The 13,888-nt window shown below is 74.7% G+C and carries 8 protein-coding genes; 4 read left to right on the top strand and 4 right to left on the bottom strand.

Going from position 1 to position 13,888, the window contains the following annotated elements; translation table 11 throughout:
- Positions 1–170: 170 nt before the first annotated feature.
- Positions 171–2,759, bottom strand: a complete 2,589-nt coding sequence (locus ACH4TG_RS19435; protein ID WP_398243580.1) for a bifunctional FO biosynthesis protein CofGH — start codon at positions 2,757–2,759, stop codon at positions 171–173.
- A gap of 168 nt (positions 2,760–2,927) precedes the next feature.
- On the bottom strand, positions 2,928–3,755 hold the full coding sequence (locus tag ACH4TG_RS19430) for a TIGR03619 family F420-dependent LLM class oxidoreductase (RefSeq protein WP_398243579.1): 828 nt from the start codon (positions 3,753–3,755) through the stop codon (positions 2,928–2,930).
- Positions 3,756–3,866: 111 nt separating this feature from the next.
- Here ACH4TG_RS19430 and ACH4TG_RS19425 point away from each other — a divergent pair, with 111 nt between their 5' ends.
- Positions 3,867–5,408: a CehA/McbA family metallohydrolase gene (locus tag ACH4TG_RS19425; protein WP_398243578.1), complete on the top strand. Its 1,542-nt coding sequence runs from the start codon at positions 3,867–3,869 to the stop codon at positions 5,406–5,408.
- A 260-nt stretch (positions 5,409–5,668) separates the two neighbouring features.
- Here the strand turns inward: ACH4TG_RS19425 and ACH4TG_RS19420 are convergent, their stop codons facing one another.
- Positions 5,669–6,460 (bottom strand): AMP-binding protein, encoded by a 792-nt coding sequence (locus ACH4TG_RS19420; RefSeq protein ID WP_398243577.1) that lies wholly within the window; start codon positions 6,458–6,460, stop codon positions 5,669–5,671.
- A gap of 575 nt (positions 6,461–7,035) precedes the next feature.
- On the opposite strand from ACH4TG_RS19420, the gene ACH4TG_RS19415 reads away from it, so the two are divergent.
- The 3 genes from ACH4TG_RS19415 (at position 7,036) to ACH4TG_RS19405 (ending at position 11,266) form a co-directional block, all read left to right on the top strand.
- Entirely contained in the window at positions 7,036–9,969 is a 2,934-nt protein-coding gene (locus ACH4TG_RS19415; protein ID WP_398243575.1) for a BTAD domain-containing putative transcriptional regulator, read from the top strand.
- A 172-nt stretch (positions 9,970–10,141) separates the two neighbouring features.
- A complete protein-coding gene (locus ACH4TG_RS19410; RefSeq protein WP_398243574.1) occupies positions 10,142–10,306 on the top strand; it encodes a hypothetical protein in 165 nt (54 codons plus the stop codon).
- Positions 10,307–10,681: 375 nt separating this feature from the next.
- Positions 10,682–11,266 (top strand): hypothetical protein, encoded by a 585-nt coding sequence (locus tag ACH4TG_RS19405; protein WP_398243573.1) that lies wholly within the window; start codon positions 10,682–10,684, stop codon positions 11,264–11,266.
- A gap of 34 nt (positions 11,267–11,300) precedes the next feature.
- Here the strand turns inward: ACH4TG_RS19405 and ACH4TG_RS19400 are convergent, their stop codons facing one another.
- Positions 11,301–13,754, bottom strand: a complete 2,454-nt coding sequence (locus ACH4TG_RS19400; RefSeq protein WP_398243572.1) for a PQQ-binding-like beta-propeller repeat protein — start codon at positions 13,752–13,754, stop codon at positions 11,301–11,303.
- Positions 13,755–13,888 lie beyond the last annotated feature (134 nt).

Below are 13,888 nucleotides of genomic sequence, written 5' to 3'. Positions count from 1 at the left end.
TACGTACGGGGTTCCGCCGGACAGCCGGGAGACGCGCCGCCTCCCGCGCCGGCGGTCCCGTACGCACGGATTCCGCGCGAAATACGTCCGGAGGGAGTTGCGCGCCCGCCGGTTGCCGGCCCCGCACGTGCCGGATCCCGGGCGGGCCGGTGCACCCGACCCCCGCGGAGTCAGTCGCCGAGCACCGGGAGCAGTTCCGGCAGGTGGCCGTCGGATGCCAGGCCGGCGTCGATCCGCTCCTGCGGGACCTGGCCGTAGAGGGTGGTGCGCTGGCGGGCGGGGCGGCCGGCGGCCTCGGCGATGGCGACCAGGTCGCGGATGGAGCGGTAGGAGCCGTAAGCAGAGCCCGCCATGCGGGAGATGGTCTCCTCCATCAGGGTGCCGCCGAGGTCGTTGGCGCCGCCGCGCAGCATCTGCGCCGCGCCCTCGGCGCCCAGCTTGACCCAGCTGGTCTGGATGTTGGGGATGTGCGGGTGCAGCAGCAGGCGGGCCATCGCGGTGACCGCCCGGTTGTCGCGCGCGGTGGGACCGGGCCGGGCGATGCCGGCGAGGTAGACCGGCGCATTGGTGTGGATGAACGGGAGGGTCACGAACTCCGTGAAGCCACCGGTGCGTTGCTGGATCTGCGCGAGCAGGCGGAGGTGGCCGAGCCAGTGGTGCGGCTGGTCCACGTGGCCGTACATCATCGTCGACGAGGAGCGGATGCCCAGCTCGTGGGCGGTGGAGACCACCTCCACCCAGGTGGCGGTCGGGAGTTTGCCCTTGGTCAGCACCCAGCGGACCTCGTCGTCGAGGATCTCGGCGGCGGTGCCGGGGATGGAGTCGAGGCCGGCCTCCTTGGCGGCGGCCAGCCAGTCGCGGATCGAAAGCCCGGTGCGCGTCGCGCCGTTGACGACCTCCATCGGCGAGAAGGCGTGCACGTGCATCCCCGGCACCCGCGCCTTGACCGCGCGGACGATGTCGAAGTACGCGGTGCCGGGCAGGTCCGGGTGGATGCCGCCCTGCATGCACACCTCGGTGGCGCCGACCTGCCACGCCTGCTCCGCGCGGTCGGCGACCTGGTCCAGCGACAGGGTGTAGGCGTCGGCGTCCGTGCGGCGCTGCGCGAAGGCGCAGAAACGGCAGCCGGTGTAGCAGACGTTGGTGAAGTTGATGTTGCGGGTCACGATGTACGTGACCTCGTCGCCGACCGCCGAGCGGCGGACGTCGTCGGCGATGCGGCACAGCGCGTCCAGGGCCGGGCCGTCGGCGTGCAGCAGGGCCAGCGCCTGGGCGTCGGTCAACCGGGTGGGGTCGTCCGCGGCGGTCGACAGCGCCTGCCGGACGTCGGCGTCGACGCGGTCGGGCACCATCCCGGGCGCGGCCTGCTCCTTGACCGCCGACCAGTCGCCGTACACCGCGTCGAAGTCGTCGCGCCGGTCGGCGGTGCGGCCCTCGGTGTCGATGGTGCGGTGCAGGTCGGTGCGGCCCGAACCCGCGGCGGCGAACGCCTCGTCGGGCTCCTGCCAGGGGCGGCCGGTCACGGCGGCGTCCTCGCGGGCCAGGCCCGTCACGGGGTCGGCCAGCGCCTGCACGTGCGGGACCAGCCGCGGGTCGAGCCAGGGTTCGCCGCGCCGGACGAACTCCGGGTAGATGGTGAGGCGTTCGCGCAGGCTGAAGCCCGCGGCGGAGGTGCGGCGGGCGAGTTCGTCGATCTGCGGCCAGGGCCGCTCGGGGTTGACGTGGTCGGGGGTCAGCGGGGAGACGCCGCCCCAGTCGTCGATGCCCGCGTCGATGAAGCGGTCGTACTCGCCGTCGACGAGGTTCGGCGGCGCCTGGATGCGGGCGGCCGGGCCGAGCACCAGGCGGGCGACGGCGATGGCGGCGGCCAGTTCGTCGAGTTCCGCGTCGGGCATGCCGCGCATCGCGGTGTCCGGCTTGGCGCGGAAGTTCTGGACGATGACCTCCTGGACGCCCTGGTAGGCCCGTGCCGTGCGGCGGATCGCGAACAGGGCGTCGGCGCGCTCCTCGTGGGTCTCACCGATACCGATCAGGATGCCGGTGGTGAAGGGGACGTTGGAGCGTCCGGCGTCCTCCAGCACCCGCAGCCGGACCGCCGGTTCCTTGTCCGGCGAGCCGTGGTGCGGGCCGCCGGGCTCGGACCACAGGCGGGTGGCGGTGGTCTCCAGCATCATGCCCATGGACGGGGCGACGGGCTTCAGGCGCTGCAGGTCGGTCCACGACAGCACGCCGGGGTTGAGGTGCGGCAGCAGGCCGGTCTCCTCCAGGACCCGGATCGACATCGCCCGCACGTAGGCCAGGGTGTCGTCGTAGCCGTGCGCGTCGAGCCACTCGCGGGCCTCGGGCCAGCGGTCCTCGGGACGGTCGCCGAGGGTGAACAGCGCCTCCTTGCAGCCGGTTTCGGCGCCGCGTCGGGCGATGTCCAGGACCTCGTCGGGCGACAGGAACATCCCGTGGCCGGCCCGGCGCAGCTTGCCCGGCACGGTGACGAACGTGCAGTAGTGGCACTTGTCGCGGCACAGCCGGGTCAGCGGGATGAAGACCTTGCGGGAGTAGGTGATGACGCCGGGGCGTCCGGCGGCCTCCAGGCCGGCGTCCCGGACGCGGGCGGCGGTCGCCGAGAGCCGGGTCAGGTCCTCACCGCGGGCCTGCAGCAGGACCGCGGCCTCGCCGGTGTCGAGGGCGACCCCTTGCTCCGCTCTGTGCAGGGCGCGGCGCATCGCGGTCGCAGTGGGCGGGGACGGGGGCGGCACGGTCATCTCACGAGGATATGCGGCTGCCGCGGGGCGTCACCGGATCGCGGGCCGGTACGACGGGATGCCGGGCTGTCGGAATTATCACCCTGTCATCGGGCGAACGGTCCACCCGAACGGGAATACCCCATCGCCGCACGGCCGATGGCCGGTCGGTCCCCCGCCCTGTCCACGTCACAGGTACTGCGCGTAGTCGTCGAGGGTGCGCAGCACCTCGTCGGGGCCGGCCGTCGGCAGCTGCACGATGGCCTCCTCGACGCCCAGGTCCCCCAGCCGGGCAAGCTTGCCCGCGCTCGGGTGGACGGCGGTGGGGACGACGACCGGGTCCTTCGGGCCGCGGCCCGCCTCCTGCCAGGCGGCCAGCAGTTGGGGCAGCGCCTCGGCCAGGCCCCCGCCGCCGATCGGCATCCAGCCGTCGGCGTAGCCCGTCACCTGGGAGAAGGTCCGCGGTCCCGCCGCGCCGCCGACGAGGGTGCGGACCGTGCCGCCGGCCGGCTTGGGGTGGGCGTGGCTGGCCTGCACGGATGCGAAGTCGCCGCTGTGGCCGGTGGGTTCCGGCGCCCACAGGGCGCGCATCACCGCCATCCGGTCGCGGACGGACGCGCGGCGCCGCTCCCAGGCCACGCCGTGGTCGGCGGCCTCCTCCCGGTTCCAGCCGAAGCCGATGCCCAAGGTGAAGCGGCCGCCCGACAGGTGGTCGAGGGTGGCGATCTGCTTGGCGAGCACGATCGGGTCGTGCTGGGCCACCAGGGTGATGGCGGTGCCCAGTTCGAGGGTGCGGGTGACGGCCGCGGCGGCCGACAGCGCTCCCAGGGCGTCGAGGGTGCGGCCGTACTCCGGCGGCAGCGGCCCGCCGCCCGGGTAGGGCGTGGCGCGGGAGACCGGGATGTGGGTGTGCTCGGGCAGGTAGAGGCCGGCGAAGCCGCGTTGCTCCAGCTCCTGGGCCAGGCGGACCGGCGTGATCGTCTCATCGGTCAGGAAGATGGTCGCCGCGATGCGCACACGTACCTCCGGAGGGTGACGGCGGTTGGGCACTGATCCTGCTGCTTCCCGTACCCCGCCGCACAGGGCTCGGCCACGCGCACGTCACCTGTGCGGGTGATCCTTGATGCCATGGACCGACGAGACGTACTGAAGCTTTCCGCACTGGCGGGTGCGACGGGTGTGCTTACGCTGGCTCCTGTGGACTTCGCGGCCGCATCCGACTCCGGTTCCGGCGTCCCGGCCGGCGGCGGCACGCCGGGCGGGCCGCCGGCGGACCGGACCCGCACGGTAACCGGTCACCTGCCGACAGGCGTCGCCGACTTCGTGTACCTGCCCGTCGAGGTGCCGCGCGGCGTGCGGCAGATCGCGGTGTCGTACACCTACGACCGGCCGCAGGTGCCGCCGGGCACTCTCGGCAACGCCTGCGACATCGGCATCTTCGACCAGCGCGGCACCGACCTGGGTGGGCGCGGCTTCCGCGGCTGGTCGGGCGGCGCCCGCACCGAGTTCGCGATCAGCGCCGGGGAGGCGACGCCCGGCTACCTGGCAGGCCCGGTGGAGGCCGGCACCTGGCACGTGGTGCTGGGCCCTTACACGGTCGCCCCGCAGGGGCTGGACTACTCGGTGACCGTCACCCTCAGCTTCGGCGACCCCGGTACGACAGTCGTACCGCAGTATCCGCCGGACCACGCGCCGGGCCGCGGCCGCACCTGGTACCGAGGCGACTGCCACCTGCACACCGTCTACTCCGACGGCGGCCGCACCCTGGAGCAGCTGGCGTCGCTCGCCCGCGCCGCACGCCTGGACTTCATCAACTCCAGCGACCACAACACCAACTCCGCGCACGCCTACCTCGGCCCGCAGGCGGGCGACGATCTGCTCATCCTCACGGGCGAGGAGGTGACCACCCGGAACGGTCACTACCTGGCCATCGGTGTGGACGCCGGCGAGTGGATCGACTGGCGCTACCGGGCGCGCGACGGCGCCTTCGACCGGTTCGCGCGGCAGATCCGCCGGGTCGGCGGGATCGTGGTGGCCGCGCACCCGTACGGCATCAGCCTGGCCAGTCAGTGGAAGTTCGGCTACGACAACGTCGACGCCGTCGAGGTGTGGAACGGCGCGTGGACGCCCGACGACGAGGCGACCCTGCTCACCTGGGACAACCTGCTGACCGGGGCCGCCCGCCGCGGCGACGGCCACTGGGTCCCGGCGATGGGCAACTCCGACGCCCACCGCGACCCGGACGTGGTGGGCCTGCCCCAGACCGTGGTGCTGGCCGACGGCCTCGACCGGCGGTCGCTGCAGGACGGCATCCGCGCCGGACGCTCCTGGATCGCGGAGAACGCCGACGTCCAGCTGGCGCTGACCGCGACCGGCCCGCGGGGCGAGCACGCGGGCATCGGCGAGCGGCTGGCGGTCGATCCGGACGCCGAGGTGACGGTGCGGCTGGAGGTCGGCGGCGTGCCGGCGACCTCGCTGCTGCGCCTGCTGACCGACGAGGGCCAGACGTTCGGCGCGCTGCTGCCCGCGTCGGGTGCCGTCGAGTGGGTGACGACGGCATCGGCGTCCGCCTACGTGCGCGCCGAGGTCCGGCACCCCGCGCCCGAGGGTTCCCTGCTGCCCGGCCCGGCCGCGGCGGTCACCAACCCGATCTGGCTGGGCCGCCGTTGAGCGGCGGATGACCTGAGGAGCCGACACCCGGACGGACGGATGACCGGCGCGACGGCCGGCGCGTGACCGGCAGGATCGGAGGGGCCGGCAGGATCGGAGGGGCCGGCCGGATCGGAGGGGCCGGCGGGGCCGCCCGGATCGGCCCGTCCGGCCGGTGGGGCGCCCGGGGACGCGCCCGCGTCGCGCCGGTCGATGTCGTCCGGGGGCGCGGCCCGGGCGCCTTCCCCGCGGTGCGGACGAGAGGCAGGGGGCGAGGCGGGTCAGGCGGTGATGCGGATCGGGAGCAGGATGCGCCAGACCGCGTCCTCGACGCCGTGCACGGCGGCGATCCAGCCGACGTTCTCCTCGTCGGTGCCGAGGCGCACGGCCTGCGCCAACTCGCCCATGACGTCGGACAGATCGCCATGCCCCATGGCGGGCTCCAGGCGGCCGCCCGCCGCACCGTCGTCGTGGTAGCGGTAGTAGGCCGCCGCGCTGCGCAGCACCCCCACCGGCCGCCAGCTCTGCGCCAGCCGCCAGACCGGCTCGCCGCCCACGCGGACGCCGTCGGCCTCGGTGACATGGGTGCGGCTGCGGTCGATGGCCAGCGGCGACCAGGCGTCGGCGCCGGTGAGCACCAGGTCGGGCGTGCAGCGGGCGACGGCGCGCGGCACGGCGCCCGTGGGTCCCGGCGAGGTCAGCACGACCGGGATCGCGGCCATGCCCGCGTACAGGCAGCCGAGGAACGCGCCGGCCAGGTCCGGGCCCTCCGGGTAGACGAGCATCACCCGGCTGCCCGGGTGCAGCAGCGTGCCGAGCCGGGCGGCGACCGCCCGTGCCCGCCGGTCGAGTTCGGCGAAGGAACAGCCGGCGGTTCCGCTTGTGCCCGGCGCCGTGGCGTAGGGCAGGGCGGGGACGGCCTGCGGGTGGCGCTCGGCGTGGTAGCGCAGCAGCGGGCCCGGCAGGCGGCCGATGTCCCCCGTCCACGGCCGCACACCGCCGTTGCCCCAGCCTCCGCGGCCCTTGCCGGACCCGCCGCCGCCGCTGCCGCTGCCGCCGCCCCCGCCGCTCATCGGGGGCGCTCCGACGGTCGCGCGGCCGGCCGCCGACGGCAGGGCGCGCACCGGGCCGGCCGCGCGGACCAGCCGGCCGCCGCCGTCCGCGGAACCGCCGCCGTCCGCGGGACCGCCTCCCTCGCGCCGCGGCCCCCGCCGGTGGCGGGCGCGCACCGCAGAGGAAGGGCGGTGGCCCGGCGCCCACGATGGGGCCTGTTCCGGCCAATCGCCGTACGTCTCACCGGAAACCGGCATTCCGGGGGAACCCGTCGTGCACCAGTCGCACATGGCCGCTCCGTCACCAGCCCCGTTGCAGAAAGCACACGGACACGAACCTTCCCCACACAGCTCAACCTCCGCGCACGCACAGACGGAACCTCAAATTCAGCCCAACATTTGCCAGGAGGCCGGATCGGGACCCTGCACGGGGTGACCCCGGCGGCCCGACACGGCAAACTGGCACGGACGGGGCCGAACCCTCGGCTCCACGTGCCATGCGGACAACTGTTCCGTCCAGCGATGAACGATCGATATACGCGCGAAGAGCCGGCCCCAGGGGAAGGACCGGCTCGTCGGCGGTTCAGGGGGCAGAGATGGTAACCAGGACGCAGCCCGGCTCGGGCCTGCGGTTCGCCGTCCTCGGTCCGGTGCGTGCCTGGCGCGATGAGGAACCCATCGGCACCGGGGCTCCGCAGCAGCGGGCCCTGCTCGCCGCGCTCCTGCTGCGCGGCGGCCGCACCGCGACGGCGTCCGAACTCCTCGACGCGGTATGGGGCGAGAGCCCACCCAACACCGCACTGGCGGCGCTGCGTTCCTACGCGTTCCGGTTGCGCAAGGCGCTCGGCTCCGACGCCCTGGTGACCGACTCCGGCGGCTACGCGCTGCACGTGGCGGGCGACGCCCTGGACTACACGGTCGTGGAGCGGCTGGCCGCCGAGGCCGAGAAGACCCGCGGGAGCGACCCGGCCCGCGCGCGCGAACTGCTGGGCACCGCCCTCGACCTGTGGCACGGCGAGCCGCTCGCCGGACTGCCCGGCCCCTACGCCGAGATGCAGCGCAGCCGGCTCGCCGAGTGGCACCTCGGCCTGCTCGAGACCCGTCTCGAACTCGACCTGGATCTGGGCGCGCACGCCGAGGCGGTCTCCGAACTCACCGCGCTGTCCGCCGAACACCCCTTGCGCGAGCGGCTGCGCGCCCTGCTGATGCTCGCGCTCTACCGCAGCGGGCGCCAGGCCGAGGCGCTCGGCGTCTACGCCGACACCCGGCGGCTGCTCGCCGAAGAGCTGGGCATCGACCCGTCGACCGAACTCAGCGACCTGCACCAGCGCATCCTGGAGGCGGACGCCGGGCTCGCCGCACCCGCGGGCAATCTCCACCGCAGCTCCGACTTCCCCCGCCCCGCGCAACTGCCCGCCAGCGTCGCCGACTTCACCGGCCGGGTCGCCATGGCCCGCGAGCTGAGCGAGCAACTCGCCGACGCCTCCCGGGAGTCCGGTGTGATGGCGGTGTCCGCGGTGGCCGGCATCGGCGGCGTGGGCAAGACGACGCTCGCGGTGCACGTGGCGCACGCCGCCCGCGAGGCCTTCCCCGACGGGCAGTTGTACGTCGACCTGCAGGGCACCGAGCCGCGCCCGGTCGACCCCGACGCGGTGCTGGCCGCGTTCCTGCGGGCGCTGGGCGTCTCGAACCAGGCGATACCGGAGACCCTCGCCGAGCGGGCCGCGCTCTACCGCTCCACGCTCGACGGCCGGCGCGTGCTGACCCTGCTCGACAACGCCTACGACGCCGCGCAGGTGCGCCCGCTGCTGCCCGGCACCCCCGGCTGCGCGGCGCTGATCACCAGCCGGACCCGGATGGTGGACCTGGCCGGCGCGCACCTGGTCGACCTCGACGTGATGTCACCGGAGGAGGCGCTCCAGCTGTTCAGCCGGATCGTCGGCGAGGAGCGGGTCGCCGGCGAGCGGCAGGCCGCCCTCGACGTGGTCGGCGCGTGCGGCTTCCTGCCGCTGGCCATCCGGATCGCCGCCGCCCGCCTCGCGGCCCGCCGCACCTGGACGGTGTCGGTGCTGGCCGGCAAGCTCGCCGACCACCGCCGCCGGCTGGACGAGCTGCGGGCCGGCGACCTGGCGGTGAAGGCCACCTTCGCCCTCGGCTACGGCCAGTTGTCGGCGGAGCAGGCCCGCGCGTTCCGCCTGCTGTCCCTGGCCGACGGCCCCGACATCTCCTTGGACGCGGCGGCCGCCATCCTCGACCGCGACCCGTACGAGGCCGAGGAGCTGCTGGAGGCGCTGGTCGACATCAGCCTCATCGAGTCGGCCGCACCGGCCCGTTACCGCTTCCACGACCTGCTGCGGCTGTACGCGCGCGAGCGCGCCGAGCACGACGACTCGCCGGAGCAGTGCTGCGAGGCGCTGTCGCGGCTGCTGGACTTCTACCTCTCGTCGGCCGCGTGCGTGTACGCGCTGGAGCGTCCCGGCGATCGGGCACTGGGCCACCTGGCGGCCACCACCCACCCGGGCCTGCGGTTCGCCGAGCGCGACGAGGCCCTGGGATGGATGTTCTCCGAGGCGCAGTGCCTGCTGGCCGCGATCCAGCAGGCGGCGGAGGGCGGCTGCCGGAACTCGCTGCGGCAGGCCGTCGATCTGCTGCTGGCCACCCAGGAGTTGATGGAGTCCGGCGTCTACGCCCGGCAGTACCAGCAGGCCGCGCAGGCGCTGGTGACCGCCGCGCAGGACACCGGCGACGCGCTCGTCGAGGGCCGCGGTCGCATCTGGCTGGGCCAACTGCTGTGCCTGTCCGGGCGGTTCCCGGAGGCGGAGGGGGAGATCACCCGCGCCCATCTGCTCGGGGTGGCCGCCGAGGACCCGATGACGAGCAGTTACGCGCCGAACATCCGCGGCATCATCGCCCTGCACACCCGCAGGTTCGAGGAGTCGGCGGAGTACTTCGCCACCGCGCTGGAGGCGTTCAGGAGCGACGGCAGCCAATACGGCGAGGCCGCCACGCTCAGCAACCTGTCCCGCGTGCAGCTCGAACTCGGCGACACCGAGGCCGCGTTGGACGCGTCCCGCAAGGTCGTGGAGATATACCGGGAACTGGGCGCCGGGTTCCGGCCGGCGAACGGCCTGTACGCGCTGGGCATCGCGCTGACCGCGGCCGGACGGCTCGACGAGGCGCTGGAGGGCCTGACCGAGGCGCTGTGCACCTTCCGCGAGGGCCGCCAGCAGTTCTGGGAGGGCATGACGCTCTTCCGGCTCGCCAAGGTCCATCTGGCGGCGGGCGGTTGGCGGCAGTCGGCGTCGCACGCCGAGCAGGCGCTGGTCATCCTGCGCAGCGTCGGCGGCGACTGGCGGGTCGCCAACGCCCTGACGGTGCTGGGCCGGGCGCTGGCCGGGATGGGCCAGCCGGTGCGTGCGCACGCCTGCTGGCAGGACTCGCTGGGCATCTACACCGCGCTCGGATCGCCCGAGGCAGGCGAGGTAAGGGAGTTGCTCGGCGGCGAGTCCGCCTCGTCCGTAGCGGTCTAGCACCGGCCGTGTCGCAGCGGCGTCTCAACTCATCATCAGAGCCGTTTATCGGTTGATTATCAGCAGCTGCCAGGATTCCATCACTGAAATGAGCCGCCCGCCTGGTGATGCACGGGGGTCGTCGCTGGGCGGGCTTCATGACAGCACGTCCTCGACAGTGCAGGAGAGCACCATGAGCAAGGAAACCGCTCCCGCCGGCGACACTCCGGTGGACCCCGACAACATCCACGCGGACAGCACCACGACCGAGACGCCGACGAACATCCACGCCGACGGCACCACGAACAAGCCCGTCGCCAAGCCGGCGAACATCCACGCCGACGGCACCACGCTCTGATCGAGGCCACTACGGGGAGACTCCGGCCTCGGGGGAGGCCGGGGGCCACGGGGAAACGACGGCGCGTCTCGCGCCTGGGGGAACCGTAGGCCGGGGATCAGGGGGACCACGGGGGAACAGCAGGGGGATACGGGGGGCACGGGGAAAACACGGGGGACACGGGGGACACGGGGGATCCCGGGGGGAGGCCCGGGGTGCGGGAACTGGCAGGGGCCAGCCGCACCCTGGGCTGCCAGGACTGACCGCGGCGCGGAGGGGGCGCCGCGGTCAGTCCGTTCTCGTGCGGGTCCGCACCTCGCCTGGCAGCCCGGCGGACCCCGGCGTAGCGTCGGCCCCGAGGGGGCCGAGCGGGCCGACGCAAGGCGGTGGAACCCGATGTTCCGCACGATGCTGGGGTCGCTGCTCGCGCTGGCCGGGGCGGTGGCGGCCGTCTGGAGCCCTTTCCGTGCGTGGTACGGCGGGCGCCACGGCTCCGACATCCGGGTGGACGACCTCTTCACCGGCGTCGGTGTCACCCCGCACGGCGCGGCCCTGCTCGGCTCCCTCTTCCTTCCCCTGCTCTTCGCCGCACTGCTCGCCGCCCTCGGGGTGCTGCTGCGCTCGCGCCTGGTCGTGGCGCTCGCCGGGCTCGTCGTGCTGGGCTTCACCGTGCTGTGGATGGTCCGGCAGGCGCAGTTCTCGCACTCCCTGACCGCGGGCGGCGACGGCCTCGACACCGGTGTCGCCTTCGCGGTGCTGGGCGGGCTGCTGATGTGCGCGGCCGCGCTCGTCCTGCCCGGCCGGAACCGCCCTCTTCAGTACGGCGAACCGGCCGTGCCCGTCGACCGCGGCGAGTCGCCGTATCCGTACGACGGCCGGCCGCCGGACGGCCCGGAGCCGGACACGCCGCCGTACGGGCAGGCGCCCTACGACCCGGCACCGTACGACGCGCCCTACGAACCGCCGTCCTCGAACCGGTGAGCCGGGCCGGCCCTGCCCGCGGCGGGCCCGGGTGTCAGGCCCGGCGGGAGGCGGCGCCGGTGCCCTTGGCCGCGTCCAGCGCGTACACGCAGCGGTCCTTGGAACAGGCGTAGACGACACCGTCGGCGGCCACCGGTGAGCCGGTGATCTCCCCGCCGGTCTCCAGCCGCCAGCGCAGCTGGCCGCCCTGCGCGTCGACGGTGTACAGGCAGTGGTCCTTGGAGCCGAAGTGCACCCGCCCGTCGGCGACCGCGGGCGATCCGACGATCTCGCCCTGCGCGGCGAACCGCCAGCGCGGGGTGCCGGCGGCGGCGTCCAGCGTGTACAGGGCGCTGCCCGCGCCCAGGTGCACCGCGCCGCCCGCGACGACCACCGGTTCGAGGGACTGGCGCGGCTCGGTCGCGACCCGCCAGCGGTCGCGGCCGTCCGCCGGGTCCAGGGCGTACACGGTGCCGAGGTGGTCCGTCACGTAGATCCCACCGCCGGACGCGGCCGGGCCCGGGACGTGCACGGGCGGCGCGTACATCACGGCGGGCGCCTCGAAGTGCCAGCGCTCGGCCCCGGTCCGCGCGTCCAGCGCGAGGACGCGGGTGCCCGCGGTCAGGTGGACGGCGCCGTCCGCGACGACCGGCCGCGTCGGCACGGACCCGGCCGCGCCCGGCTCGCCGACCGGATAGGACCAGCGCTCGGCGCCGGTCATCGCGTCCACCGCGTGCAGCAGGCCGCCGCCCTGGTAGTAGACGGTGCCGTCGACGGCGGTGGGCCCGGAGTCGGGCTGCTCGAACTCGGTCTGAGCCCCGCCGCGCTCCCAGCGCAGGCCGCCGCGGACGGCGTCCCACGCCTGCACGCCGCCGCCGCGGACGCCGGTGACGACGGTGCCGCCGCCGCGGGAGTCGGTGCGCACCGCGTACACCCAGCCGTCGATCGGGGTGCGCCAGCGCTCGCTGCCGTCGGCCGCGTCCAGGGCGAACAGGCTCGGCCCGTCCGAGGCGTGGATCCGTCCGCCGGAGACCGCCATCGTCCAGGCGACGTCGCGCGTCTTGAACTGCCGCCGGCCGCTGGCCACATCGAGGGCGTGCACCTCGAAGGAGGTGACGTAGAGCAGGCCGTCGCTGACGAGCGGGGTACCCCACACGTCGTTCGACATGCGGAACCGCCACGGCCGCCACTCGCCCTGCCCGGTCGGGGGCGGGGCCTGCGGGGGTACGGGCGCGGGCGCCGTCACGGCAGGGTCCCCCGCGCGATGGGCGCCGGACCGGTGGCGCACCCACTCGGTGCCGGGGGGCGGCGCGGCCGCCGTCCTGCGGTCGGCGACCTCGGCGACCCGCAGCCCGGGGCCGATCGGCGCCGAGCCGGCCAGCTGCACGGGGACCGCGGACGCGGCGGCGGGGTCGGCACGGTGGCCGTCGCCGAAGGAGGGCACGGGAGCGGCCTGGGAGGGCTGCATACCGCTCTGCGCGGCCGGCTGGTGGTGCGGCGGCGCCTGCGGCGGGGGCGGTGCGGTGACCGGGACCTGCGGCCCGGAGGGCTGCGAGGCCGGGGGCCGGCCGGCGGCGTGGGCGCCGCGCCCGCCGGAGCCGTGCACCGCTCCGCGGCCGCTGCGGCGCTGCTCTATCAGGGCCACGGCGCCCGGCGGCAGCCAGGCGGAGGCAGTGCCGGTGTCGTCGCCGCCGGCCGAGAACAGGTGCGGGGCCAGCTGCGCCTGCAGATCGGCGGGGGTGGGCCGGCGCTCGGCCTCCATGCGCATGCAGGACTCGATGAGCGGGCGCAGCTCCTCGGGCAGCCCGGCCAGGTCGGGGCCCTCGCGCAGCAGCATGAACACGGTCTCGACCGGGTTGGCGCCGTGGAAGGGGGCATGGCCGGTCGCGGCGAAGACCAGCGTCGAGCCGAGCGAGAAGATGTCGCTGGCGCCGCGCACGCTGCGGGAGTCGCGGGCCTGCTCGGGCGACATGTAGGCGGGGGTGCCGACGGCGACGTTGGTCATGGTCAGCCGGGTGTTGGAGACGCCCGAGGCGATACCGAAGTCGATGACCCGCGGGCCGTCCTCCACCACCAGCACGTTGGACGGCTTCATGTCGCGGTGCACGAGGCCGGCCGCGTGGATGGACTGCAGCGCCTCGGCGATCCCGGCGGCCAGCCAGCGCACGGCCTGGGCGGGCATCGGCCCGGACTCGTTGACGATCTCTTCCAGCGACGGCGCGGGGACGTACGCGGTGGCGAGCCAGGGCACGGCGGCTCGCGGGTCGGCGTCCACGACGGCGGCGGTGTAGAAGCCGGAGACGGCCCGTGCCGCCTCTACTTCACGGGTGAAGCGGACCCGGAACAGCTGGTCCTCGGCGAGTTCGGCGCGGACGGTCTTGATCGCCACCCGGCGTCCGGATGCCGAGCGGGCGAGATAGACCAGCCCCATACCGCCGGCCCCGAGCCGTCCCAGCACCTCGAAAGGGCCGATCCGTCTCGGGTCGTGCTGGTTCAGCTGCTCCACCACTGCCCGTCCACCTCCCCGTGCCCGCGCCTCCGCGGCCTTCCCCGTGCTGCCGGCCCCGTGCGGCCTGTCACTGGCTCTCGGCCAGGGTACGGGCCTGATTGTTCCTGGGATGGGCTCCGGTTGCTAACCCGGGG

The sequence above is a fragment of the Streptomyces sp. NPDC020917 genome, assembly GCF_044333795.1.
Classification (GTDB): Bacteria; Actinomycetota; Actinomycetes; order Streptomycetales; family Streptomycetaceae; genus Actinacidiphila.
This window is presented reverse-complemented; position numbering and strand designations above follow the sequence as displayed.